20 protein-coding genes are annotated in these 24,073 nt (G+C 71.9%); 7 read left to right on the top strand and 13 right to left on the bottom strand.

Translation table 11 applies throughout. The features are described from left to right. Window positions 1-5: 5 nt before the first annotated feature. The 8 genes from RM779_RS18210 to RM779_RS18175 are packed head-to-tail and all read right to left on the bottom strand — an operon-like array spanning window position 6 to window position 10,312. The gene (locus RM779_RS18210) at window positions 6-1,229 is read right to left on the bottom strand and encodes an MFS transporter (protein ID WP_311618770.1); all 1,224 of its coding nucleotides are present in this window, start codon (window positions 1,227-1,229) and stop codon (window positions 6-8) included. Beyond that, the gene (locus tag RM779_RS18205) at window positions 1,226-1,726 is read right to left on the bottom strand and encodes a pyridoxamine 5'-phosphate oxidase family protein (RefSeq protein WP_311618769.1); all 501 of its coding nucleotides are present in this window, start codon (window positions 1,724-1,726) and stop codon (window positions 1,226-1,228) included. Before RM779_RS18205 ends, RM779_RS18210 begins: the two co-directional genes overlap by 4 nt. Beyond that, window positions 1,723-2,958, bottom strand: coding sequence for an aminotransferase-like domain-containing protein (locus tag RM779_RS18200; RefSeq protein WP_311618768.1), 1,236 nt, complete (start codon window positions 2,956-2,958; stop codon window positions 1,723-1,725). Before RM779_RS18200 ends, RM779_RS18205 begins: the two co-directional genes overlap by 4 nt. A 3-nt stretch (window positions 2,959-2,961) precedes the next feature. After that, window positions 2,962-3,708 carry a class I SAM-dependent DNA methyltransferase gene (locus RM779_RS18195; RefSeq protein ID WP_311618767.1) on the bottom strand — a complete coding sequence of 249 codons (747 nt, stop codon included), beginning with the start codon at window positions 3,706-3,708 and terminating at the stop codon, window positions 2,962-2,964. Continuing rightward, window positions 3,701-7,108 (bottom strand): AMP-binding protein, encoded by a 3,408-nt coding sequence (locus RM779_RS18190; RefSeq protein WP_311618766.1) that lies wholly within the window; start codon window positions 7,106-7,108, stop codon window positions 3,701-3,703. Before RM779_RS18190 ends, RM779_RS18195 begins: the two co-directional genes overlap by 8 nt. After that, entirely contained in the window at window positions 7,105-8,187 is a 1,083-nt protein-coding gene (locus tag RM779_RS18185) for an LLM class flavin-dependent oxidoreductase (RefSeq protein ID WP_311618765.1), read from the bottom strand. Before RM779_RS18185 ends, RM779_RS18190 begins: the two co-directional genes overlap by 4 nt. Then, window positions 8,184-8,963, bottom strand: a complete 780-nt coding sequence (locus tag RM779_RS18180) for a class II aldolase/adducin family protein (RefSeq protein ID WP_311618764.1) — start codon at window positions 8,961-8,963, stop codon at window positions 8,184-8,186. Before RM779_RS18180 ends, RM779_RS18185 begins: the two co-directional genes overlap by 4 nt. Beyond that, window positions 8,960-10,312, bottom strand: a complete 1,353-nt coding sequence (locus RM779_RS18175) for an SUMF1/EgtB/PvdO family nonheme iron enzyme (RefSeq protein WP_311618763.1) — start codon at window positions 10,310-10,312, stop codon at window positions 8,960-8,962. The genes RM779_RS18180 and RM779_RS18175 overlap by 4 nt, the downstream gene beginning before the upstream one ends. A 762-nt stretch (window positions 10,313-11,074) precedes the next feature. Between RM779_RS18175 and RM779_RS18170 the strand changes: the two genes are divergently transcribed. Further along, window positions 11,075-12,682 (top strand): ABC-F family ATP-binding cassette domain-containing protein, encoded by a 1,608-nt coding sequence (locus RM779_RS18170; RefSeq protein WP_311618826.1) that lies wholly within the window; start codon window positions 11,075-11,077, stop codon window positions 12,680-12,682. Window positions 12,683-12,745: 63 nt separating this feature from the next. On the opposite strand, the gene RM779_RS18165 is transcribed toward RM779_RS18170, so the two are convergent. Together RM779_RS18165 and RM779_RS18160 are read right to left on the bottom strand one after the other, a co-directional pair. After that, the gene (locus RM779_RS18165) at window positions 12,746-14,512 is read right to left on the bottom strand and encodes an ABC transporter ATP-binding protein (protein ID WP_311618762.1); all 1,767 of its coding nucleotides are present in this window, start codon (window positions 14,510-14,512) and stop codon (window positions 12,746-12,748) included. A 327-nt stretch (window positions 14,513-14,839) separates the two neighbouring features. Continuing rightward, on the bottom strand, window positions 14,840-15,061 hold the full coding sequence (locus RM779_RS18160) for a zinc ribbon domain-containing protein (RefSeq protein WP_079251695.1): 222 nt from the start codon (window positions 15,059-15,061) through the stop codon (window positions 14,840-14,842). A gap of 329 nt (window positions 15,062-15,390) precedes the next feature. Between RM779_RS18160 and RM779_RS18155 the strand changes: the two genes are divergently transcribed. Continuing rightward, window positions 15,391-15,765, top strand: a complete 375-nt coding sequence (locus RM779_RS18155) for an ATP-binding protein (protein WP_311618761.1) — start codon at window positions 15,391-15,393, stop codon at window positions 15,763-15,765. A gap of 9 nt (window positions 15,766-15,774) precedes the next feature. On the opposite strand, the gene idi is transcribed toward RM779_RS18155, so the two are convergent. The 3 genes from idi to galE all read right to left on the bottom strand — a co-directional run bounded on the left by idi (window position 15,775) and on the right by galE (window position 18,488). Beyond that, window positions 15,775-16,344 carry an isopentenyl-diphosphate Delta-isomerase gene (idi, locus tag RM779_RS18150; protein WP_311618760.1) on the bottom strand — a complete coding sequence of 190 codons (570 nt, stop codon included), beginning with the start codon at window positions 16,342-16,344 and terminating at the stop codon, window positions 15,775-15,777. 69 nt (window positions 16,345-16,413) lie between these two features. Then, window positions 16,414-17,355, bottom strand: coding sequence for a cation diffusion facilitator family transporter (locus RM779_RS18145; RefSeq protein WP_311618759.1), 942 nt, complete (start codon window positions 17,353-17,355; stop codon window positions 16,414-16,416). Between the two features lie 152 nt (window positions 17,356-17,507). Then, a complete protein-coding gene (gene galE, locus RM779_RS18140) occupies window positions 17,508-18,488 on the bottom strand; it encodes a UDP-glucose 4-epimerase GalE (RefSeq protein ID WP_311618758.1) in 981 nt (326 codons plus the stop codon). A gap of 206 nt (window positions 18,489-18,694) precedes the next feature. On the opposite strand from galE, the gene RM779_RS18135 reads away from it, so the two are divergent. The 5 genes from RM779_RS18135 to RM779_RS18115 are packed head-to-tail and all read left to right on the top strand — an operon-like array spanning window position 18,695 to window position 24,002. Beyond that, complete coding sequence (locus RM779_RS18135; RefSeq protein ID WP_311618825.1) at window positions 18,695-20,536, top strand: DUF5941 domain-containing protein; 1,842 nt, start codon at window positions 18,695-18,697, stop codon at window positions 20,534-20,536. Beyond that, on the top strand, window positions 20,533-21,297 hold the full coding sequence (locus tag RM779_RS18130; protein ID WP_311618757.1) for a phosphocholine cytidylyltransferase family protein: 765 nt from the start codon (window positions 20,533-20,535) through the stop codon (window positions 21,295-21,297). The genes RM779_RS18135 and RM779_RS18130 overlap by 4 nt, the downstream gene beginning before the upstream one ends. Further along, on the top strand, window positions 21,285-22,346 hold the full coding sequence (locus RM779_RS18125; RefSeq protein WP_311618756.1) for an iron-containing alcohol dehydrogenase family protein: 1,062 nt from the start codon (window positions 21,285-21,287) through the stop codon (window positions 22,344-22,346). Before RM779_RS18130 ends, RM779_RS18125 begins: the two co-directional genes overlap by 13 nt. Continuing rightward, on the top strand, window positions 22,324-23,109 hold the full coding sequence (locus RM779_RS18120; protein WP_311618755.1) for a CDP-alcohol phosphatidyltransferase family protein: 786 nt from the start codon (window positions 22,324-22,326) through the stop codon (window positions 23,107-23,109). The genes RM779_RS18125 and RM779_RS18120 overlap by 23 nt, the downstream gene beginning before the upstream one ends. 47 nt (window positions 23,110-23,156) lie before the next feature. Next, window positions 23,157-24,002, top strand: a complete 846-nt coding sequence (locus RM779_RS18115; protein ID WP_311618824.1) for a glycosyltransferase family 2 protein — start codon at window positions 23,157-23,159, stop codon at window positions 24,000-24,002. Window positions 24,003-24,073: the final 71 nt, after the last annotated feature.

The following is a 24,073-nucleotide window of genomic DNA, read 5'->3' as shown; positions in this document are numbered from 1 at the left end:
CGCTCTCAGACTCCGGCACGGACCGGCTCCCCCCGCACACCCAGCCGCCGTTCGGCCACCACGGCGGGCACCACCAGGGCGATGGTCAGCGCCGCCGAGACGAACATTCCGCCGCGCGTCCCCGCGAGGGCCACCAGGGGGGCGGCGCAGAGCACGCCGACCGGTCCCGCCGTGTTGTAACCCGCGCTCCAGAAGGTGAGCACGGGCTGCTGGTCGTCCTGTGCCAGCCGGTCCTGGAGCAGCGTGTACATCACGGGGACGAACGGTGCCCACACGAGTCCGCCGATCGCGATGGCGAAGCCGGCCACCACGGGCTCGGGGGCGGCGGCGATCAGGCCGAGGGACAGTCCCCAGCAGACGACGAGCACGGTCAGCACCCGCCCCGGCGGGAACTTGCGCAGGTAGGCCGTCCCCAGCGAGCCCGCCACGGCGCCGACGCCGAGGGCCGTCATCATGAAGCCGTACGTGGCCTCGTTCGCCCCGAGATCCTCCTGCACGAAAAGGGGCAGGATGACCTCCACCGGCCCCCACAGCATGTTGAAGGCGAAGGCCACGGAGAACAGCGGCCACAGGCCCGCCGTACGGCGGAGGATCTGCCAGCCCGACCGGGGCTGTTCGGCCGCGGCCCCGTCCCTGTGCGCCGCCGGGACGCCGATCAGCGCGGCGGCCAGGACGAGGAAGGACAGGCCGTCGAGAAGCAGGGGCAGCCAGGGCCCCGTCCACAGCACCAGGACGCCTGCCAGGCTCGGGCCCAGGATGTACAGGGACGTGCTGTCGTTGGTGCCCAGCACGCTGTTCACCGCCAGCCGGTCCTGCTCGCCCGCCATCCCGGTCGCCAGCACCCGGCGCGACGCCCCAGAGATGGCGCGCAGGGCGGAGCCGAGCAGCAGTGCGATGAACAGCGGCCACAGGCTCAGTGCGTCCTGTGCGGCCAGCACGCCCAGGCCGGTGAACACCAGGGCGCGCAGCACGCAGTCGGCCGCGATGACCCGCTTGGGGTCGGGCCGGGAACGGCTCAGCCCCACCCTGATCCCCAGGGGCAGGGAGATCAGGGACGGCGCGGCGAGCACCAGCGACACGACCAGGGCCTCGTTCAGCGGCTCGTGGATGCGCAGCGCGAGCAGGGGAAGGGCGACGAGGAGCATGCCGTCGCCGAGTTTGGAGACGAAGTCCCCGAGGAGGAGGAAGCTCAGCCTGCGGTTGTGCAGCACCGTCCGGTAGGGATTCACCGCTGCGGCCCTCCGCCCGGTGCCGTGCCGCGCACGGAGGGCCGGAACGACATGTCGTGCAGGCTCATCACCTCGGGCGCGAGCCGGGCCAGCCGCAGCCCCCGCGCCTCCGTGTCCCCGGCCAGCGAGAACCGGGGGTCCCACCGGCTCTCGTCCGGCCCCAGGTAGCGGACCAGTTTCCGGCGCGCGCGGGACACGTCGAACGGCTCCACGAAGCCCCGTCCGTGCGCCCGGATCTGCCGCACGGTGCCGTCGTGCACATCGCAGACGTCGACCACCAGATCGAAGGCCGGTTCGCCGGGCAACTGGTGGAGCAGCCGTGACCAGGGGCCGATGAACACCCAGAAGGCGCTCGCCTCCCACAGGTACCAGACCGGGCGCACCACCGGGCCGGGCGTCGCCACCCGGGCGGTCAGCGGCTGGGCCAGCATCCCTTCCACGTCGAAGGGCGCGTCCTGCGGGAAAGTGACACGGCCGTCGACGGCCTTCACCCTCACGCGTCGCCCCCTTCCGGCGGCCCGTCGGCCCTTGCTCCGCCCAGGGCGCGCGCCAGCCGTGCCGCGGCCTCGCCGGCCTGCTCCGGGGGCAGGCAGGAGAACGCGAGCCGGGCGGTGGACGGCTCCGGGCGCGAGGGGTAGAACGCTGCCCCCGGAACGTAGGAGACGCCGTGCTTCAGGGCCGAGGGCAGCAACAGCGCGCTGTCCAGCCCGGGCCCGAGCGTGGCCCAGAGGAAGAAACCGCCCTCGGGCGGGCGGAATGCGGCGCCGGGAAGGTGGCGCGACAGGGCGGAGGCGAGCGCGTCCCGGCGTTCCCGGTAGAGGGCGCGCAGCCGGTCCAGGCGCCGGTCGAGGAAGCCGTCCTGCGTGAGCAGCGCGAGGACCATCCGCTGCAACAGCTCCGAGTTCCCCAGGTCCGCCGCCTGGCGGACCAGCGTGATCGCGGACATGACGGCGGGCGGCCCGGTGAGGTACCCGATGCGGCACCCGGGGAAGAGTATCTTGGAGAAGCTGCCCAGGTGCACCGAGCGGTCGGTGAGGGCGGTGAGGGCGGGCGCGGACGGCCGCTCGTCGGTCAGCCAGAGCTCGCGGTAGGGATCGTCCTCGACCAGCAGGAATCCGTACCGCTCCGCCAGTCCGGCCAGCCGGCGGCGTTGCGATGCCGTCAGCACTGCTCCGCTGGGATTGCTGTAATTGGGCACGGTGTACAGCAGGCGGGGGCGCAGTCCGTGGGCGAGTGCCTCGGTCAGTTCCCCGAGTTCCGGGTCGTCGGCCAGCGGCACGGCCCTGACCTCGGCCTGGAACAGCCGGAAGACCTGGAGTGCCCCGATGTAGCTGGGGCGGTCCACCACCACGACGTCACCGGGGTCGAGCAGGGCCTTGCAGACCAGGTCGATTCCCTGCTGTGCGCCGTGCACCACGACCACATCGTCCGGCTCGGAATCCGCCCCGAGATCCGCACGCAGATAGCCCGCGATCCACTCGCGCAGCGTGGGCAGGCCGTTGGTGTCCCCGTAATCGAGACCCGTGGGGTGCTCGCCCAGGATCGGCCCGAGCACGGCCGCCGCCTCGGGACACTCCGAGGCTTCCCTGGCCGGCAGTCCGCCGGCGAGCGATATGACGTCCGAACGGTCGCCCAGCCGCAGGACGGAGCCGATGGCGGACGGCGACAACCCGCCCATCCTGGCTGCCAGAGCCGGACGGCCGGCCGCCTGTCCGTGCCGAGGTGTCATGCCCTACACCGCCTCCTTGCGGTAGACGGAGACGTGCCGCCCGGTGCCCGCGAACTCCCCGCCCGACCAGCCGGAGCCACGCGAAACGGCGGACAGCCCGGCGAGCTCCGCCATCAGGTCCAGCTCCGAGGGCCACACGTAGCGGTAGGAGACCGGGACCAGCCTGGTCCGCTCCTCGGCCATCACGATCTGCTGCCGGTCGACCCGCTGGGCCAGGGGGTCGTGGAGGGAGAGGAAGAACGCGGCTTCGTCGGCGCGCACCCGGAAGGCGTCGACGTACTGCCGCTCGTGCATGCGCCGGTAGGGCGGTGCGCCCAGTTCCAGCACGAAGACCCCGCCGGGCTCCAGCCGGGCGGCCACCCCGCGGAAGCACCGCACCTGTTCCTCCTGCGTGCGCAGGAAGTAGAAGGTGCTGCACATGCTGTAGACGAGGCCGAACATCCGGTCGCCCACGGCGGCGTCCAGGTCGCCGAAGTCGCCGAGCAGTGGTTCGACGGATGCGCCGCCGGGTTTCCTCCGCAGCTCGGCCAGCATTGCAGCCGAGGAGTCGACTCCCGTCACCGAGAGACCGTCGCCGGCCAGCGGAATGGCCACCCGGCCGGTCCCCACGCCCAGTTCGAGGGCGTTCCCGGTGGGAACGAGCGAGGTGAGGAAGGCCACGGCGGGCTCCGGGGGCTCCCCGCCGCCCATCAGCATGTCGTAGTCGGCGGCGGATTTGTCGCCGTAGGTCGAGACTTCGTAGTCAAGCATTGCTGCGCACCTCCTGCTCGTCACCGGCGCCGTCGCGCCGAGAAATCGCGCGGGCCACCCGGTCCACGAAGTCGGCGAAGTTCTCGCTGTCGAACAGTTCGCGCGTGGGTATCCGCACGCCGAACCGGCTTCTGACCCCGGCGAGAAGCCTGGCGGCCTCCAGGGAGGCGCCGCCCATGACGATGAAGTTGTCCTCGTCCTCCACGTCGTCCGTCTGCAGCACCGACGTCCACGCCCGGGCCAGATAGGCGCGGACCTCTCCTTCGTCGCCTCGCCGTTCCGCGGGCGCCCGGGCCGCGGGCGCGGCCCCGGCGGCGGCCGGGGGCCCTGTGGCGGCGGCCGTCGCGGGCTGCGGCGGGACGGGGGGCAGGGGTGCCCGTGGCGTGTCGGCGAGGAGCCGGGTGTGGCGTTCGACGTCCACGAGGAAACGGTCGGCCGTCGCGGCGTCGAGGCGCCGGGCGTCGTACTCCAGCCGGCAGTGCCAGCCGTCCTCGTCCTCGTTCCACATCATCGCCAGGCGGAACTTCGGCGCGCGGCCCGGCAGCCACTCCGCCCGCCAGGTGACCGCGTCGGAGGTGACACGGCGTTTCGGGAGGCGGTTCGCCTCGAAAAGGAACTGGCCCCAGGGCGCCTCTCCGTTCCGCCGCGGTGGCTGCAGGGCGCGGACCACCTCGGTGAACGGCACGGCCGCGTGGGCGAGTCCGGCTGCCAGGCGGGCCGCGGTGTCCCTCAGCACCGTCTCCCCGGGCACGTCGTCCGGCAGGGGCACGACCAGGGGGATCATGTTCAGGTACGGGCCGATGGTGCGTTCCTCGGCTGGCCGGCGTAGGGAGACAGGGGTGAGGACGACCGGTGCTCGCCCGGCGCCGTGCCGGCGCAGCGCCGCAGCGAAGGCGACGGCCCCCAGGACCGACACGGTGGTTCCGGCGCCGGCCGCGGCCCGGCGCACGCGGGCGACGAGGCCGGGTTCCGGTGTCCAGGACAGGACGCCGAGCGTGCCCTGTGCCGCGCCGGCCGGCCCGGGGCCGGCGAAGGCCGGGTTCGACGGGGGGACGTCGGCCAGCACGTCGCGCCAGTGCGCCACCGCGGCGGGGAGCGCGCTTCCGGCCAGCGCCCGCCGCTCCCGGGTGACGTACGCGTGGTAACTCCCGGGGCTCCCGGGTACGACGGGCCGCCCCAGGGCCCGTTCGTAGGCGGCGGTGAGCTCGTCGAGCAGCACGTCGGCGGATGCCCCGTCCCACACCAGGTGGTGCACCAGGAAGGTCAGGACGTGCTCGGTGCGCGAGAACCGCCGCAGCAGGAGGCGGAAGAGAGGACCGCGGGCCAGGTCGAACGGCCGGGCGAGTTCGGCGGTCCCGGGCTCCGCCGGACCGCCGTCCGCCGTCCTGGAGGCATCGAGAACGGGCAGGACGGCGCATGCCGTGGGCCGCACCGCGAGTGCCGGTTCCGGGCCGCTGGTTTCGACGCCCGCCCTGAGCAGGTCCTGTCCCGCCACCACTTCGGCCACCGCCGACTGCAGTGCACCGAGGTCCGGTTCACCGCCGAGGTGGAGAGCCACCGTCTCCAGATAGGCGGGCGAGGCGGGGTCGTCCTGCTGCTCCAGCCAGATGCCGCGCTGGATACCGGACAGCGGCAGACTTTCCGGCCGGCCCGCCGCGGGGGCCTCGTCCGGCCCGTCCTGCGCGGCGGGGGCCGTGGTGCCCACCAGACGCGCGACGTCCCTGACGCTCCGGGCCGTGTAGAGGTCGGCGAGCGCGATCTCACGTCCGAACTCCCGCTCCAGGGCGGCACGCAGCCGCGAAAGCCCGTAGGAGTCCCCGCCCAGGGCGAAGAAGTCGTCCAGGACACCGATGCGGGTATCGGGCAGCGCGGTCAGGAACAACCGCAGAACAGCCCGTTCTGTCGCACTCACGGGGGCCGCGAACGGGTCTGTCAGTTCCTTGGCCCCCTCGGGGCCCGGCAGAGCGGACCGGTCGAGTTTCCCACTGATCAGCCGGGGCGGGGCGGCCAGCCGGAAGTACCGGGTGGGCACGGCGTGGCGGGGCAATCGGCCGGCGAGCAACGCGCGCAGCGCGTGGGGGGAGGGCTCCGGCCCGGCGGCACATCCGACGTAGGCGATCAGTTCCTTCGTGCCTGCGCTTTCGTCCACGGCGGCCGCCGCCCAGTCGACGTCAGGGTGCCGCAGGAGCGCCGCCTCCACCTCGGCAAGGTCCACCCGGGCGCCGCCGACCTTCGGATCGGCACCGGCGCGCGCCACGTAGCACAGTTCCCCGTTCGAAGCTTCCCTGACCAGGTCACCGGTGCGGTACATCCGCGCGTCGCCGCCGCGGAACGGGTCGGGCAGGAAACGTTCCGCGGTGAGCCGGGGGTTGCCGACGTAGCCGTGCGCCAGTCCCGTCCCGCCGAGGTACAGCTCGCCGGTGTCCCCGGGGGGCACCGGCACGCCCTGCGGGTCGAGCACGTGCGCCCAGGTGTTGGCGATGGGGCGGCCGATGGGCGGCAGGCCCTCGCCTTCGGCGTCCAGGACGGCGGTGAGCCGGGCCCCGGACACTTCGGTGATGCCGTAGGAGTTGACGACGGTGAACGGGACGGTGCCGGGCCACCGGCGCAACTGCTCCCCGCCGAGCACCATCAGGCGCAGGGCACAGCGTTCGGGCCAGGCCAGGCCGAGCATGCGTTCTCCCAGCCCGGTGACGAGGATGGTCGTGGCGGCGCGGTGGTCCAGGAGCCACCGCTGTGCCGTCGGCGCGTTCCACTCCACGCCCTCGTCGGCGATGACGACGCTCGCCCCCCTGGTCAGGGATGGCCACAGCTCCCAGCGGGAGATGGCGAAGCCGGGGGAGGACAGCCACGTCCCGCGGTCGCCGGGGATCAGCGAAAACGCCCGGTGGGTCCAGTCCGCCTCGTTGAGGACGCCCCGGTGAGGGATCGCCACGCCCTTCGGCGCCCCGGTGGAGCCGGAGGTGAAGAACACGTAGGCGGTGGGGTCGCGGCTGCCGTCGTTGTCCGCGAGGCGGGGCCCGCCGCCGGCCTCGGCCGGCCGTGCGGGGAGAGGCAGGACGGCTCCACCGGCTCCGACGAGGGCGGTGGCCCCGCCAGCCTGGAGGACGCCATCCGCCTGGGCACCCGTCAGTCCCGGGGCGACGGGCACGCAGGCGCTGCCGGCCTTCCAGATACCGAGGATCGCCGCGACGTGGCCGGCGCACCGCGGCATCCGCACGCCCACCGGGGTGCCCGGCGCGGCGTGCGCCCGGACCTGCCGGGCCACCTCGTCCGACGCCGCGTCGAGTTCGCCGTAGGTGAGGGTGGTGCCGCCCTCGTGCAGCGCCGGCAGTTGCGGGTGGGCCCGGGCGACGGCGGAGAAGCGCGCGTCGGTCGTCTCGCTGCTGTCCTCGTTCACGCCGGCCCGCCCGCCGTGGCGGCCCGGGACAGCCGGGGGAGGACACGTTCGCCCAGCAGTGTCACCGACCGCACCGCCTCGGCGTGCGGTGTGTCCCCGTACCGTACGTGCAGGCTGACCTCGGCGCCCGGATAGAGCCGGCCGACTTCGCGCAGCTGGTCGGTGACCGCGTCCACGTCGCCCGCGATCACCTTGCCGGCCGCGTGCAGATCGGCGAAGGAGGTGGCGCGGACCGCATCCAGCATCTTTTCGTACCCGGGGTACTGGTCTGACTGGACGCCCTCCCAACTGGAGTACGCTTCGATCTGCTTCTTCTGGTAGGCGGCGTAGTGGGCCGCGGCCAGTTCCATGGCCTCGGCGGGGTCCTCCGCCACATAGAGGTGGTAGCTCACGTGCATCCGCGCCGTCGGCGGGTGGCCGGCGTCCGCTCGTGCCCGGTGGTAGAGGTCCAGCAGGGCGCTCAGCCGCTCGTGACTCGCCACCAGGGGAATGATCATGAGGTGGTACCCATGGCGTCCCGCCCACTCGAAGGACTCGGGGGACACGGTCGCGGCGACGAAGACGGGCGGGCACGGGCGCTGTGCCGGTCGGGGCAGCAGCGGTGGCAGCGGGCCGAAGCGGTGGAACGTCCCCTCCCAGCGGAAGCGCTCCTCCCGCCACAGCCGCTCGACCGCTCGCACGCCTTCTTCGAACCTGGCGCGGCTTTCCGCGAGAGGGACGCCGAACGCTTCGAACTCCGCGGGGAGGAAGGCGCGGGCGAAACCTGCGTCCAGACGGCCGCCCGAGAGGTTGTCGACCACGGCCAGGGAGGCTGCCTGCCGGATGGGGTGTGTGAAGGCGGGGATCACCGCTCCGGTGACAAGCCGCACCCGATGCGTTGCAATCGCAACGGCTGAGAGAAAAGCGCAGGGGTCAGGGCTGTATCCGCCCCACTCGCAGAAGTAGTGCTCAACCGCCTTGACATGGCTGAAGCCGAGCCGGTCCGCGAGAACGCACAGCTCCAGGCATTCCCGGTAGTAGTCGGCGGCATTGGCCTCGCCCGGACCGACCGTGGGGAGGAAGTTCAGCCCGAGTTTCACGCGCCTGCCTCTTCCTCCGCCGGCTGTCGTTCCTCTCCGCCCGACACGGGAACGGGCGAAGCGAAAAGCGACTGGTAAAGATTCTCGAACTGGATCTCGGCATACTCGACCGACGCCAGGATGTCGCCGGTGGCGCGGGCGACTTCCTCATCGATGAGAATCGGCTTGCCGACGGCTTCGGCCATCAGCTGCGACTGCGCAGCCCGCTCCATGACGACGAACCACCAGACCGCCTCCGCCACGCTCCGGCCCCCGGCCAGAAAGCCGTGGTTGACGAGGATGAGCCCGGTGTTGTCCCCGTAGGCGGCAGCGATCTCCTTGCCTTCCTCGACTTCCGAGATCAAGCCCCGGAAGTTCCGGTACAGACCATGCCTGCGATAGATCGCGCACGCGTCCTGCGTGATGGGATCGAGAAGCCTGCCGAGCGATGACCACGTCTTGCCGTGCATCGAGTGGGAATGCACGAACGCCGCGAGGTCGGGCCGGGCCCGGTGCAGCTCCCCGTGGAGCGGGTGCACCGACGGGTTGAGCCTGCCCCGGCCCATGACGATCTCCCCGGTGGGGCCGAGCAGTTGCAGGTCGCTCGCGGTCACCGCGGTGAAGTCCACGACGAAGGGGTTGACCCAGTAGTGGTCCGGGAGGAGGGGATCGCGCACCGTGATGTGTCCCGCGATGCCCTCGGTCATGCCCAGCCGGGCCAGCAGCCGCAGCGCGCGCAGCAGACTCGTCTGCCGTGCCCTGCGCGCCGCGAGCCCGTCCGCGTCGCTGGCGCTCATCCGGACTGCTCCTTTACCTCGTAGACACACCTGAAACCGACTTCGTTGTGCCGGTCCGTGAGCAGGTCTCTGCCTCGGTAGAACGTCGTCATGCACACCGGCGGGGAGGTCCACGTACCGCCCTTGAGCACGTGGAAGGCCTCGGGCCGGTTCATGAACTCGCTGCTGCGCCGACCCTTGAAGAAGGGGGACATGTCCGCCCGGGTGAAGAAGTTGGTGCGCGTCAGCTCCCAGACGTTCCCGGCCATGTGCAGCGCGCCGTACGGGCTGGCCCCCGCCGGCAGTGAATCCGCGGGAAGCACCGGCTCGGGCGGCCACTCCAGCGTGGTCCTGACGAGCAGCGCCTCCAACTCCTCCAGGTCGGCCGGGCTCTCCACGCCGTAGGCGCGGTGGACTCCGTTCGCCCGCTCGGGGTCCCAGGCGTCGCCCCAGGGGTAGACCCGGCCGTCCCTGCCGCGCGCGGCCTTCTCCCACTCGTCCTCACTGGGCAGCCGACCGCCGGCCCAGCGGGCGAAGGCGTACGCGTCGTACCAGTCGACGCCCACCACCGGTTGGTCGGGGTCGTTGAAGCGCGGCTCGCGCCAATGCGCCGGGGTGTAGTCCTTGCCGGCGGGTTCGTCGGGGTGCGCGAACTCCTTGGAGCCGCCCACGTCCTCCAGGAACCGGGCGTAGCGTCGGTTCGTCACCGCGGTGCGGTCGATGTGGAACGGCGGCAGGTCGACGGCGCGCAGCGGGTTGTCGCCGTCGTCCATCTGGAACGGGCCGACGTCCCGGCGGCCCGACCCGAGGATGCATGGACCGCCGGGCACCGGCACGGCATCGGACAGTTCCGGCTCCCGGTGCCCGGCGGCGACCGAGGCCCGCATGGCGGCGAAGTGCTCGTCCTCCAGCACTCTCAGCCGCTCGGGGTCCTTGGTGCCGAAGAACGCCCATAACGCCTGCTTGGTGAAGGCCGCGCCGCAGCCGACGGGCTTGCGGGCGTATCCGGGACGGCTGAAGTTGCTCGGCCAGCCGGAGATCCGGATGAGGTGCTCCACTGCCTCGGGAATTTTGGTTTCGTGGACCGCCTTGATGGCGCTGAATGCGACCCAGTCGACGTCGTCGTGGGTGGCGGAGCAGACCGCTTCGCGGGCGGCGGGGGAATCGACGAACCGCTTGGACAGGGTCGTGACGGCGATTCTCCGGACGTGCCAGTCCCGGTGTGAAAGGGCTATCGAGGAGAGAGTACGCGCGAGCGTATCAGAGCTCTCCGCGGCTTCAATGGCTTCTTCAATTTCTTTGAGGCGCACGTGATAGGCGGTCTCGTCGAGGCCGGCCAGTGCTGACTCGTTCACGAGTTCTTCCAGCATTCTCCGCTTCTCCCTTGGGATGGCCGTGCACGCTGGCCGCACCTCGGGGGCGCGGCCAGCGTCACGTTGAACGAGTCGGCCAGTGATGGGTCACCACTTGGTGGCCGTCTCGCCGGCCTCGCGAGAGGCAAGGAAGTCCTGGTTCGTCATTTTTTTCACCCCCCCTCCATGATCGATATTCGATCCTGGACCGCAGGGCGGCGCGTGCCGAGAGCATGCCGAAGGGAGCGGAATCAAGTCATCCGCATCAAGATCGGTGATTACTCGCCAGGCGTCTTTGGCGGACCGGTAAAAGTCTGACGGGGCGACGCGGATGCGAACAAGTATGCCTACGCATATTCATGTGTGACGCATGTCACTTCAGGTCGCGTGTGTTCTGCGCCTCGCTTGGGTAACTCGTCCGTCTCGGGTGCATTGCCCGCTTGGTGCGGAGGCGGGCCGCGAGCCGGGCGACCGGGCGGCCACTTCTTGCGCCCGGGATCGGCGGCCCGGCGCGGAAAGTCGTTTGCCCGGAGCCGGGGGCGGCGCCTACGCTCGGTCCTGGCCCTGTTGCCGTTGATGGGAGAGGCCCTTGTCGCTCTGAGGTCGAAGACACCGTGAGCCCGCCGGACGTGCCCGTGCACGTGCCGCGCCTCGCGACCGACCTCGGAAGTGAACGGCCGTTTCCCGCCCTCTTCTCCTCCGGTCAGCCATTGCCCGGCCCGGGCCCGGTGTCTCCACGTGTCGCTGGACAACCCACCCGAGCACACCCCGGAGGCCCTGATGGTCGCAGCCACCACGCACATCACCATTTCTGGACTGTCCTACTCCTGGCCCGACGGCACCCCCGTCTTCGACGGTCTCGACCTGGCCATCGGCCCCGGTCGCACGGGGCTGATCGGGCTGAACGGCACGGGCAAGTCGACCCTGCTGAAGCTGATCGCCGGCGAATTCGCCCCGGCCGCGGGAACAGTCCGGGTCACCGGCGAGATCGGCCACCTCCCGCAGAACCTCACGCTGGACACCACCCGGCGCGTGGACGAGGTGCTGGGCATCGCCCGCGCCCGCGCGGCGCTGCACGCCATCGAGGCCGGCGACCCGGACGAGGCGCACTTCGCCGCGGTCGGCGAGGACTGGGACATCGAGGAGCGGACCAGGGCCACGCTCGACCAGCTCGGTCTCTCGCACATCGGTCTCGACCGCACCGTCGGCCAGGTCTCGGGCGGCGAGACGGTGCTGCTGCGGCTGGCGGCCCTGCTGCTGCGCGGCCCCGACGTGCTGCTGCTCGACGAGCCCACCAACAACCTCGACCTGGACGCCAGACAGCGGCTGTACGCCGCGGTCTCCGCCTGGCGCGGCGTGCTCGTCGTCGTCAGCCACGACCGCGAGCTGCTGGAGCGCGTCGACCACATCGCCGATCTGCGCGCCGGCGAGGTGCGGTGGTTCGGCGGAACGCTGGCGGAGTACGAGGAAGCGCTGACCGTCGAACAGGAGGCCGCCGAACGGATGGTCCGCGTCGCCGAGGCCGACGTGCGGCGGCAGAAGCGCGAGCTGATCGAGGCGCACGACAAGCTGGCGGGCCGCACCCGGATGGCGAAGAAGGCGTTCGAGAACAAGAAAGAGCCGCGCGCCGTCATGCGGATGCGCAAGCGGACCGCGCAGGAGTCGGCGGGCAAGCACCGCATCATGCACGAGGAGCGGCTGGAGCAGGCGCGCGAGCGCCTGACCGAGGCGGAGAGCGCCGTGAGGGACGACGACGAGATCCGCGTCGACCTGCCGTTCACGGCCGTGCCGCCCCGCCGCCGGGTGCTCAGCCTCGACGGTGTGGCGGTCAGATACGGCGCCAGGGCCACCACCGAGCTCCAGGGGCCTGAACGGGTGGCGCTGGTGGGGCGCAACGGTGCGGGCAAGACCACGCTGCTGAACACGGTCGCCGGCGAGCTGCCTCCCGAGGCGGGCGAGGTCACGGTGCACGTTCCGCTGCGGTACCTGCCGCAGCGCCTCGACATCCTCGACGAGTCGCTGAGCATCCTGGACAACGTCCGCGCACTGGCGCCTGGGACGGACCAGCAGCGGGTGCGCGCCCAGCTGGCGCGGTTTCTCTTCCGCAAGGAGCGGCCCGACCAGCGGGTGGGGACGCTGTCCGGCGGGGAGCGGTTCCGGGCCTCGCTGGCGGCGCTGATGCTGGCCGAGCCCGCCCCGCAGCTGCTGCTGCTCGACGAGCCGACGAACAACCTGGACCTGAGCAGCGTGCGGCAGCTCACCTCGGCGCTCGCGTCCTACCGCGGCGCGCTGCTGGTCGCCAGCCACGACCTGCCGTTCCTGCGCGGCCTGGGGATCACCCGGTGGCTGCGTCTCGACGGCGAGCTGAGCGAGTCGGAGCCGCTGTGACGGCCCGCCGGGGCGCCCACCGGTCCGTTGCCGGGCTGGTGCGGGCGCCCCGCGCGGCGGTCGTCAGCTCATCTGGGTGGCCTGGAGCCTGGCGTAGGCCCCGCCGCGCCTGAGGAGTTCGGCGTGGCTGCCGATCTCGCTGATGCGGCCGTGCTCCATGACCACGATCCGGTCGGCGCCCCGCACCGTGGACAGGCGGTGGGCGACCACGAACACGGTGCGCCCGCGCATCAGCCGGTCCATCGCCTGCTGGACCAGTGCCTCGGAACGGGTGTCGAGGGCGGACGTGGCCTCGTCGAGCACCAGGATGCGCGGATCGCGGATCAGGGCCCTGGCGATCGCGATGCGCTGACGCTGACCGCCGGACAGCCGGGCGCCGCGCTCGCCGACCACGGTGTCGAGCCCGTCGGGCAGCCGGTCGACGAACTCCAGCGCGTTGGCGTCGCGCAGGGCGTTGCGGACCGCCTGGTTGTCGATCTCCCGCATGCCGTAGCCGACGTTCTCCCTGATGGTGCCCTCGAACAGGACGGACTCCTGGGGGACCACGGAGAGGAAGCGGCGGTAGCTGCGCAGGTCGAGTGTCGACATGTCGGTGCCGTCCAGGAGGATATGGCCCGACTCCGGCCTGATGAAGCCGATCAGCAGGTTGAGGATGGTGGATTTGCCCGCGCCCGAGGCGCCGACGAGGGCGACCGTCTCGCCCGGCGGCACCGAGAGGGCGAAGTCGGTGATGGCGGCCGCGCCTTCGCCGTCGTAGCGGAAGCTCACGTTCTCGAAGACCAGGCGGCCCTTCACCGCGCTCACCTCGGTCTTGCCGGCGTTGACCTCCAAGTCGGGTGCCTGGAGCACCTCGCCCGCCGAACGGACCGACTCCAGGCCCTTGGTGATGATCGGCGCCAGGCCCATCAGCATCGTCATGGAGCCGGTGAGGGTGGTGAAGAACGTGCTGAGCATCACCACGTCGCCCGCCGTGACCGGCAGCCACTGGTAGTAGGAGACGAGCGCGGAGCCGGTCAGGAAGCCGATGCCGATGACGTTCAGCAGAATCCAGGCCAGTGCGCCGAAGTGCCCGTTGAGCAGATCGAGCCGTATGCCCGCGCTCAGCACCTTCCGCAGCGAGCCGTCCACCCGGAGCAGCGCGGCGCGTTCCAGGCCGTGGGCGCGGGTGACGGGGATGAGGCTGGTCATCTCGCCGACCCGGGTGGACAGGTGCTCCACCTGCCGGCGGAACTGCTCGTTCTGGCCGCGGAGTCGGCCGCGCAGACGCTGGACGAGCAGGGCCGCGGCCGGAACGATCAGGATGAACGCCGGGAGCGCGGCCGGCACCCGCAGGGCGATGACCGCGAGGCCGCCGGTGAGCGTGATGACCGCGGCGAGCCCGGTGTCCGCGCTCTGCTGCACCGAGGTCTCGATGTTCTCCACATCGCGGATCACCTTTGTCTGGAGCGCGCTGGCGCTGACCCGCGAGTGGTAGCCGATGGAGAGTTCCTGCATGCGGCGGCAGAGCGCGGAACGCAGGCTCGTTCCCGTGCGGCGCACGCTGCCGTGCATGCACCGGACGTAGAGGATGTGGGTGGGGTAGTTGAGCAGCAGGACCACCACCAGCAGCGCGGTGTTGGCGCCCAGCTCCTCGACCGGCCGGTGGTCGACGACGATGTCGATGATGTTGGCGGTGACCAGGGGAAGCAGCCAGGCCGGGCTGTGCTTGACGATGAACGCCAGTACGGCGACCAGGAGCCGGAGGCGGTCCTCCCGGAAGAGATAGGCGAGGGTCCGCACCGGATGTTCCCCCTGGTAGCGATGCTCCAGGGGACCTTGCGGAAGTGCCATGACAGCTGCGCTCCAACGTCCAGGGGATTCAGTCGGGATGACCTTGCCCCTGAAGCGCCTCGGACACTCACCGATATGTCGACAGCAAAAGGGATCTGCCCTTTTCCTTCTGGTTAGGGCTAATTCATATACATGGTGATAGTAGTCATGCGCCGGGCCGGCCGAGGCGCAAAGCCGGTGGTCGTCGCCCTCCCCGCGGGTGGCCGCCCCTGGTGCGCATCGCCGCGCCCCGCGGACCCGCGCGAACCGGCGCTCGCCCGAAAGCGTCAATCCGCCGCGCGTTCACAACGGTGCGCCCGCCTGGTCGGGTGACTGCTTTCGGCTGCCTCAGGCGGCCTCGACCCGCAACCGGGGTTCGCAGAACATCTGCACGTATCCGCACTGGCCGCAGATCAGCCCGGTCGCCGACCTGCTGTCCCAGTCGAGGCCGAGAAAGGACATGCCGCCGCCGTCGAGCTTGATGTCATGCCGGTTGAACAGGTGGTACCGGCAGAACGGGCAGTGAACCTGCTGATTGCCCACGAACACCCGCATCGCACGCTGGCCCATCGCGTTCCCTCGCTCCCTCCGGTCCTTTGTTTGATGATCATGCCACCCCCGCGGAGCCCGCCGGGAACGGGCAACAGATCGATCACAGATCGAATGGAAATGAATCAACTTGATCTGGGTACGCCGCATATGTGGCGAGTTCTGGTCAGTGGGTCATGAGGCCATGGCACATGCCAACACTCGGAACCAGTGGATGAGCACACGAGCGAGAGGGACTGGTGCCGGAGCCCATGGACAGTCGATCAGGCGCCCTGCCGCCCCCCACGGTTCCGCCGGCGCCCGGCCACGCCGGAGTCTGGCGATTCACCGTCGCCCCCGTGGAGGTGTCCGTGCCCCGGATACGCCACACGGTGCGCGACCTCGTCCGCGGACGGCGGGCCCCGCTGTCCGGCGACCGCCTCCAAGCGGTGCTGCTCGTGCTGTCCGAGCTGGTGACCAACGCGGTCAGACACGCCGCGCTGCTCACCCGGGACATCGGAGTCGAGGTCGCGCTCGACGCCCACTGGCTGCGGCTCTCCGTCGAGGACGGGCACCCCTACCGGCCGCGCGCCCTCGAAGCGCTCCCGGAGGAGCAGCACACCTCGGGGCGCGGCCTGCTGCTGGTGAAGGTCACCGCCCTCGACGCGGGCGGGGACTGCGGTGTGGAACCGACGGCCGCCGGCGGCAAGATCATCTGGGCGACGCTGCCGCTCGACCTGGTCTGACCCGTGCCCTCACCAGCCGGCCGCGGCGCCCGTCAGGTCGCGCAGGGCCGGGCGCGCCGCGTCGAGCACGGTGGGGAACCACGCCGAGAAGGCCCCCTCGGACCGCAGCCGCGCCAGCTCGCCCGGGGTGACGAACGCGGTGTCCGCGATCTCCTCGGGATCGGGCCGCAGCGGCATGCTCACCACCCCGGCGAACAGGTGGTTGTACTCCTGCTCGACGAGGCCGGAGGCGGGGTCGGGGTGGTTGTAACGGACGGTGCCCGCCACCCGCAGCGACTCGGGCGCCGCGCCCAGCTCCTCGACGGTGCGCCGGGTGGCGGCCAGGAACGGCGGCTCCCCCGGGTAGGGGTGCCCGCAGCAGGTGTTCGACCAGACACCGGGGGAGTGGTACTTCCCCGTCGCGCGGCGCTGGAGCAGCAGCCGCCCCTCGGCGTCGAACAGGAAGACCGAGAAGGCCCGGTGCAGCCGCCCGGGAGCCCGGTGCGCGGACAGCTTCTCCGCGGTACCCACCGTCCGGCCGTCCTCATCGACCAGTTCCAGCATGACCGGCTCCGCCGTGGCGTCGGTGCTGTGCGGCATGTCCACCTTCCCCGCGCTTCGTCCCTGTGGCCCCGCATGCGCGGGCTCGGACCAGTGTGCCGCACCGGATCAGTGGCAGAGACCCACTTCGTGCGCCGCGTGCCCCGAGGGCTCCAGCTGGAACGTGCAGTGCGCCACGTCGAAGTGCTCGCCCAGGCAGCCCTGGAGGTCGTGCAGCAGCCGTTCGTGCCCCACCGCGTCCAGCGTCTCCCGCGCGACGACGACGTGCGCGGACAGCGCGGGCATCCCCGAGGTGATCGTCCACACGTGCAGGTCGTGCAGGTCCTCCACGCCGGGCAACTCCAGTATGTGCGCCCTGACCTCCGCGACCCGCACGTCCTTCGGCGCGGACTCGAGCAGTACGTCCAGCGCCTCCCTGGCCAGCTTCACCGTGCGCGGCACGATCAGCAGCGCGATCAGCAACGAGGCGACCGGGTCGGCCTGTTGCCAGCCGGTGAACACGATCACCAGAGCCGCCGCCACCACCGCGAGCGAGCCCAGGGCATCCGCGGCCACTTCGAGGAACGCGCCGCGCACGTTCAGGCTTTCACGCTGCCCGCGCATCAGCAGCGCGAGCGAGGCGCAGTTGAGGAGCAGGCCGACGACACCGAAGACCACGGTCAGCCCGCCGGGGACCTCGGCCGGGTCGCGCAGCCGGCCGATCGCCTCGACCAGGATGTAGCCGCCGACGCCCAGCAGGAGCACGCAGTTGGCCAGCGCGGCCAGGATCTCCGCGCGGGCGAAGCCGAAAGTGCGCCGGTCGCTGCCCGCGGGCCGGTTGGCGACGTGGATGGCCAGCAGCGCCATGCCGATGCCCACGGCGTCCGTCGCCACGTGACCGGCATCCGCGAGCAGCGCGAGCGAGCCCGTTGCCGCGGCCCCGGCCAGCTCCGCCACCAGCAGCACGCAGGCGATGGCCAGGGCCACCCGCAGGCGCCCCCGGTAGGCCGCCCCGGCCGTGCCGGGCCCGGCGGGCGGCGCTCCTCCGTGGTGGTGGTGTCCGGCTCCCATCGCACGCCCCCTTTTTTCGTCGGCACCCCACAGTGAACTACGGGTCCTGGCCCTTCGGCAACGCGGCACTGAACACCGTTGTCATGTGCTCTGACCTGCGCGTTCGTCCGGAGTGCGGCCTGGCCGCCTGACGTGCGGCGATGGTGGAGGAGCTACATCTGCGGGTGCAGATGACACCAGCCCGCCCAGGCCGAGGAGACCATCTCCTCCAGCCCTCGCCCGGCCGTGAAGCCCAGCCGTTCCGCGGCCAGGTCGACCGAGGCCACGACCCGGGCCGGATCGCCCGGCCTGCGCCCCGAGATCCGCGGCGGGCCGCCGTGGCCGGTGACCTGTCCGACCAGTGCCGCCAGCTCCTTCACCGAGGCGCCGCGCCCGGTGCCGATGTTCACCGTGAGGTCCTCGCCCCCGGCCGCCGAGCGGTCCCAGAGGTGGCGGGCGGCCACCAGGTGCGCCTCCGCCAGATCGGCCACGTGCACGTAGTCGCGCACGCAGCTGCCATCCGGCGTCGGGTAGTCGTCGCCGAAGATCTCCGGCGCCTGCCCGCGCGCCAGCCGCTGGAAGAACATCGGGATGACGTTGGCCGCCCCGGTGTCCGCCAGCTCGGGGCGCGCGGCGCCCGCCACGTTGAAATAGCGCAGGCAGACCGTGGCGATGCCGTGCGCCCGGCCCGCCGCCCGCACCAGCCACTCACCGGCCAGCTTCGTCTCGCCGTACGGGCTCAGCGGATGGCACGGCGTCTCCTCCGTGACCAGGCCGCCGCCCGGCATGCCGTAGACGGCCGCCGAGGAGGAGAAGACGAACCTGCGCAGGCCGGCCGCCGCGACCGCTTCGAGCAGAACCGTCAGACCGTGCACGTTGGCCCGCCAGTAGCCGGTCGGCTCGGCCACCGACTCGGCCACCTGCTTCCTCGCGGCCAGGTGCACCACCCCGGTGACCCCGTGCCCGGCCAGCGTCGCGTCCAGCAGCTTCCGGTCGAGCACCGAGCCGCGCACCAGCGGCACGTCCGCGGGCAGCCTGGCGGGCGATCCGGAGGACAGGTCGTCGAGCACCACCACCCGCTCGCCCGCCGCACACATGGTCTCGACGACGTGCGCCCCTATGTATCCGGCGCCGCCGGTGATCAGCCAGCTCATGTCGGCAGCCTAACCGCTGCGCGGCACCCGCCCCTTGCGTTGCGTGTCCGATCCATCGCATAGAGTCGCATCGACTGCCGCTGAGGCCGCCGGACATGAACTCGGGGTTTCCTGATGTCAACGCCATTCTTGCCGTGCGGTGGTCATCGGATAATCTCTGCCGACGTGCAGCCGCAGGGACGGTTCTGCCCCAAGGAGTGAGTCAGCTGTCGACCGCCATCCTCACCGGTCCGCCCCCACCCGGGTCGCCGGTCGAACACGACCTGCGTGAGCTGGGTTTCTCCGTTCGAGTGGCGGACGGCACGGCCGGGTTGACGCAGGCGCTCGACGCGGTCCCCGCCGCCGAGCGCGTCGCGGTCGTCGACCCGCGCTTCGTCGGCCACCGGCACAGCCTGCGCCTCGGTCTGACCGACCCCAGGTTCGACGCGGCGGCCGTGCCGGGCGCCGTGACCGTACTCCCGCGCGAGCGCGGTGCGTTGGCCGGTGCGCTGACCGCCGTCGCCGCCTCGGGAGCGGGGCACGCGCCGGAGGCCGCCGGCCGCACCGTGGCCGCGCCGCCGGCCGCCGGCTGCCTCGCCGACCGCCTGGCCACCGGCCTCGACGCGGCGGGAACGCGCCTGCACCGTCCGGAGCTGGGCACCCTCGTCGCCGCCGTCCCCGCCTCGGAGGCGGAGCGGGCGCGGGCCGAGGCCGCCGTCGCCGCCGTCGACGAGGAGGCGGTGCGGCTGCGTTCCGCCGTGAAGTCGAGGGACGGCTTCTTCACCACCCACTGCATCAGCCCCTACTCCCGCTACCTGGCCCGCTGGTGCGCCCGCCGCGGCCTCACGCCCAACCAGGTCACCACCGCCTCGCTGATCACCGCGCTCATCGCGGCCGGCTGCGCGGCCACCGGCACCCGCGGCGGGTTCGTCGCCGCCGGACTGCTGCTCCTCGCGTCGTTCGTCCTCGACTGCGCCGACGGCCAACTGGCCCGCTACTCCCTTCAGTACTCCACGCTGGGGGCCTGGCTGGACGCCACCTTCGACCGGGCCAAGGAGTACGCCTACTACGCCGGGCTCGCCCTCGGCGCCGCCCGCGGCGGGGACGACGTATGGGCCCTGGCGCTCGGCGCGATGATCCTCCAGACCTGCCGCCACATCGTCGACTTCGCGTTCAACGAGGCCCACCCGCCCGCCCCCGGCGGCACCTCGGGCGGCGCGACCGCGCTGTCCGGCCGGCTCGACCGCATCGGCTGGACCGTGTGGGTGCGCCGGATGATCGTGCTGCCCATCGGCGAACGCTGGGCACTGATCGCCGTCCTCACCGCGCTGACCACCCCCCGCATCACCTTCACCGTGCTGCTGATCGCCGGCGGCCTCGCCGGCTGCTACACCACCGCCGGGCGACTGCTGCGCTCCCGCCGCCTGCCCGGCGGCGCCCCGGGCACGGCCGCCGCGCTGACCGGGCTCGCCGACAGCGGCCCGCTCGCGGAGGGCGTCGCCCGGCTGCGTCCCAGGGCCGCGGGCAGCAGCCGCACCGCCCCGCTGTGGGCCATGACCGGCACGGCACTGCTGCTCGGCCTGCTGCTCCTCCCCGGCGTCGCGGGCAGCTGGACGGCCCTCGCCGCGGCCGGGCTCTACGCGCTGTGCGCGGGCCGCGCGGTCGCCGCGGAGCCGGTCAGACCGTTCGACTGGCTGCTTCCCCCGCTGTTCCGGTGCGGCGAATACCTGACCTTCCTGGTGCTCGCGGCCGACTCCGGGGTAAACGGAGCGTTGCCGGCAGCTTTCTTTGTGGTGGCGGCTTGCGCCTACCATCACTACGACACGGTGTACCGCCTCCGGGGCGGCGCCGGGGCGCCCCCCCGCCGGCTGGTCCTGGCCACCGGCGGTCACGAGGGGCGCGTCCTGGTGGCCTGCGCAGCCGCCGCCCTGTGGGCGGACGGCCAGGGCTTCACCACCGCGCTCGCGGTCCTTGGCGGGGCCACGGCGCTCCTGGTGCTGGGCGAGAGCATCCGCTTCTGGGTCTCCTCCCAGGCACCGGCCGTACACGACGAAGGAGAACCCGCATGATCGGCCTCGTGCTGGCCGCCGGCGCCGGACGGCGTCTTCGCCCCTACACCGACACCCTGCCCAAGGCGCTGGTGCCGGTCGTCGAGGCGGACGGCGAGAACAGCAGAACGGTCCTCGACCTCACTCTGGCCAACTTCGCGGAGGTCGGCCTCACCGAGGCCGCCATCGTCGTCGGCTACCGCAAGGAAGCCGTGTACGAGCGCAAGGAAACCCTGGAGCGCCGCCACGGGGTGCGCCTGACCCTCGTCGAGAACGACAAGGCCGAGGAGTGGAACAACGCGTACTCCCTGTGGTGCGCGCGCGATGTCATCAAGGAGGGGGTCATCCTCGCCAACGGCGACACCGTTCACCCGCCCTCCGTCGAGCGCACGCTGCTCGCCGCCCAGGCCGCCGGTGGCAGGGACGGCGGCCGCGTCATCCTCGCCCTGGACACGGTGAAGAAGCTGGCCGACGAGGAGATGAAGGTCGTCACCGACCCCGAGAAGGGCGTGCAGCGCATCACCAAGCTGATGGAGCCCGCCGAGGCCACCGGCGAGTACATCGGCGTCACCCTCATCGAGCCCGCGGCGGCCGACGCGCTGGCCGACGCGCTGCGCACCACGTTCGAGCGTGATCCGCAGCTCTACTACGAGGACGGCTACCAGGAGCTGGTCCACCGCGGGTTCCACCTCGACACCGCCCCCATCGGGGACATCAGCTGGGTCGAGATCGACAACCACGACGATCTCGCGCGGGGACGGGAGATCGCGTGCCGGTACTGACCCGCCTCATCCCGTCCCCCGTCTCGGTCGACATCACCGCCGGGGCCCTGGACAATCTGGCGGGGCTCCTGGCCGACCAGCGGATCTCCTCCTCCGGCCGGCTCGCCGTGGCCATCAGCAACGGCTCCGGCGCGGCCCTGCGCGAGCGGCTGAGCCCGGCCCTGCCGGGCGCCGACTGGTACGAGGTCGGCGGCGGCACCATCGACGCCGCCGTGCAGCTGGCCGATGCCATGCGCTCGGGCCACTACGACGCCGTGGTGGGCCTGGGCGGGGGCAAGATCATCGACGCCGCCAAGTACGCCGCCGCCCGCGTCGGACTGCCGATGGTCGCGGTCGCCACCAATCTCTCGCACGACGGCATCTGCTCCCCGGTGTCCACACTCGACAACGACGCGGGCCGCGGCTCCTACGGCGTCCCCACCCCGATCGCGCTGGTCATCGACCTGGACGTGATCCGCGAGGCACCGGTCCGCTACGTGCGGTCGGGCATCGGCGACGCCGTGTCGAACATTTCGGCCATCGCCGACTGGGAGCTGTCCCACCGCGAGACCGGGGAGCAGATCGACGGTCTCGCCGCGGCCATGGCCAGGCAGGCGGGCGAGGCGGTGCTGCGCCACCCCGGCGGCTGCGGGGAGGACCCGTTCCTCACCGTGCTGTCCGAGGCGCTGGTCCTCTCCGGCATCGCCATGTCGATCGCCGGCCACACCCGGCCCTCCTCCGGCGCCTGCCACGAGATCTCCCACGCCCTGGACCTGCTCCACCCGCGGCGCTCCGCGCTGCACGGCGAGCAGGTGGGCCTCGGCGCCGCGTTCGCCATGCACCTGCGCGGCGCTCCCGATCAGTGCGGGCTGATCGCCGAGGTGCTGCGGCGTCACGGGCTGCCCGTGCTGCCCGAGCACATCGGCTTCACCCCCGACGAGTTCGTGGCGGCGGTGGCCTTCGCCCCGCAGACCAGGCCCGGCCGTTACACCATTCTCGAACATCTCGACCTGACCACCGACCAGATCAGGGACGCGTACGCGGACTATGTCAAAACCATCGGTAGCTGAACTCCGGCCGGTCGTGCACCCCACGGGGGTGAAGGACCGGCGCAGCGGTGAGCACTGGGCCGGGCGCCTGTACATGCGCGAGATCTCGCTGCGCTGGACCAGGCACCTGGTGAACACGCGGATCTCGCCGAACCAGCTCACGTACCTGATGGTTCTCACCGGCGTCGCCGCCGGAGCGGCGCTGCTCGTTCCCGGCCCGGCCGGGGCGCTGACCGGCGCGCTGCTCATCCAGCTGTACCTCCTGCTCGACTGCGTGGACGGCGAAGTCGCGCGCTGGCGCGGCCAGACCTCCATCACCGGCGTCTACCTGGACCGCGTCGGCCACTACCTGGCCGAGGCGGCCCTGCTGGTCGGCTTCGGCCTGCGTGCCGCCGACGTGTTCGCCGTGGAGGAGGCCGCGCCGAACTGGCTGTGGGCGTTCCTCGGCACGCTCGCCGCGCTCGGCGCCATCCTCATCAAGGCGGAGACGGACCTGGTCGATGTCGCCAGGACCCGCGGGGGCCTGCCCGCGGTACGGGACGACGCGGCCATACCCCGGTCGTCCGGTCTCGCGCTGGCCCGCAGGGCCGCCGCGGCGCTGAAGTTCCACCGGCTGGTCGGCGGCGTCGAGGCATCGCTGCTGATCCTGCTGGTGGCGGTGCTCGACCTGGTCCGGGGCGATCTGTTCTTCACCCGCCTCGGCGTGGTCCTGCTGGCCGCCGTCGCGCTGGTGCAGACTCTGCTGCACCTGGTGTCCGTACTGGCGTCGAACAGGCTGAGGTGAGTGTGGTGGGTACGGCGCAGCTCAGACTGGGTGCGGTCATCCTGACGATGGGCGACCGCCCGGAGGAACTGCGGGCGCTGCTGGACTCGGTGGCCGCGCAGGACGGCGCGGCCATCGAGGTGGTGGTCGTCGGCAACGGTGCCGAGCTGCCCGATCTGCCGCCCGGCGTGCGCACCCTGGAGCTGCCGCAGAATCTCGGCATTCCCGGCGGGCGGAACGTGGGCATCGAGGCGTTCGGCCCGGGGGGCAGCGAGGTCGACGTACTACTGTTTCTGGACGACGATGGTCGGCTTCCGGACAAAACTACGGCCGAAACGGTTCGCTCCGCGTTCGAGGCCGATCCCCAGCTCGGCATCGTCAGCTTCCGCATCGCCGACCCGGAGAACGGCAGTACGCAGCGTCGTCACGTGCCGCGGCTGCGGGCCTCCGACCCGATGCGCTCCTCCCGGGTCACCACCTTCCTCGGCGGCGCCAACGCCGTGCGCACCCACGTCTTCCAGCAGGTCGGCGGCCTGCCGGACAATTTCTTCTACGCCCACGAGGAGACCGACCTGGCCTGGCGGGCGCTGGACGCGGGCTGGCACATCGACTACCGGGCGGACCTGGTGCTGCACCATCCGGCCACCGCGCCCTCCAGGCACGCCGTCTACCACCGCATGGTCGCGCGGAACCGGGTCTGGCTGGCCCGGCGCAATCTGCCGCTGCCGCTGGTCCCGGTCTACCTCCTGGACTGGGCGCTGCTGACCCTGGTCCGGCGGCCCTCGCGCGCCGCCCTGAAGGCGTGGTTCGGTGGCTTCTTCGAGGGCTGGCGGACGCCGTGTGGTCCCCGCAGGCCGATGCGTTGGCGTACGGTATGGCGCCTGACCCGACTCGGACGACCTCCTGTCATCTGACAAGCTCGGGTCTGAGACCATCCAGTAGCCGCCGCCGCGCGGCTTCTTCTTCCAGCTTGTGCCCTGCGAGG

Origin of the sequence: Streptomyces johnsoniae (assembly GCF_031845565.1) — a bacterium.
GTDB lineage: Bacteria > Actinomycetota > Actinomycetes > Streptomycetales > Streptomycetaceae > Streptomyces > Streptomyces johnsoniae.
The sequence above is the reverse complement of the archived record's forward strand: the minus strand, read 5'-3'. Positions and strand labels throughout refer to the sequence as shown.

Bases quoted from the DNA above. Each gene is read 5' to 3' on its own strand.
- RM779_RS18195 (WP_311618767.1), bottom strand. From the start codon at position 3,708: ATGCTTGACTACGAAGTCTCGACCTACGGCGACAAATCCGCCGCCGAC.
- RM779_RS18165 (WP_311618762.1), bottom strand. From the start codon at position 14,512: ATGGCACTTCCGCAAGGTCCCCTGGAGCATCGCTACCAGGGGGAACAT.
- RM779_RS18175 (WP_311618763.1), bottom strand. From the start codon at position 10,312: ATGCTGGAAGAACTCGTGAACGAGTCAGCACTGGCCGGCCTCGACGAG.
- idi (WP_311618760.1), bottom strand. From the start codon at position 16,344: ATGCCGCACAGCACCGACGCCACGGCGGAGCCGGTCATGCTGGAACTG.
- RM779_RS18130 (WP_311618757.1), top strand. From the start codon at position 20,533: ATGATCGGCCTCGTGCTGGCCGCCGGCGCCGGACGGCGTCTTCGCCCC.
- RM779_RS18200 (WP_311618768.1), bottom strand. From the start codon at position 2,958: ATGACACCTCGGCACGGACAGGCGGCCGGCCGTCCGGCTCTGGCAGCC.
- RM779_RS18160 (WP_079251695.1), bottom strand. From the start codon at position 15,061: ATGGGCCAGCGTGCGATGCGGGTGTTCGTGGGCAATCAGCAGGTTCAC.
- RM779_RS18120 (WP_311618755.1), top strand. From the start codon at position 22,324: ATGTCAAAACCATCGGTAGCTGAACTCCGGCCGGTCGTGCACCCCACG.
- RM779_RS18145 (WP_311618759.1), bottom strand. From the start codon at position 17,355: ATGGGAGCCGGACACCACCACCACGGAGGAGCGCCGCCCGCCGGGCCC.
- RM779_RS18115 (WP_311618824.1), top strand. From the start codon at position 23,157: ATGGGCGACCGCCCGGAGGAACTGCGGGCGCTGCTGGACTCGGTGGCC.
- RM779_RS18170 (WP_311618826.1), top strand. From the start codon at position 11,075: ATGGTCGCAGCCACCACGCACATCACCATTTCTGGACTGTCCTACTCC.
- galE (WP_311618758.1), bottom strand. From the start codon at position 18,488: ATGAGCTGGCTGATCACCGGCGGCGCCGGATACATAGGGGCGCACGTC.
- RM779_RS18180 (WP_311618764.1), bottom strand. From the start codon at position 8,963: ATGAGCGCCAGCGACGCGGACGGGCTCGCGGCGCGCAGGGCACGGCAG.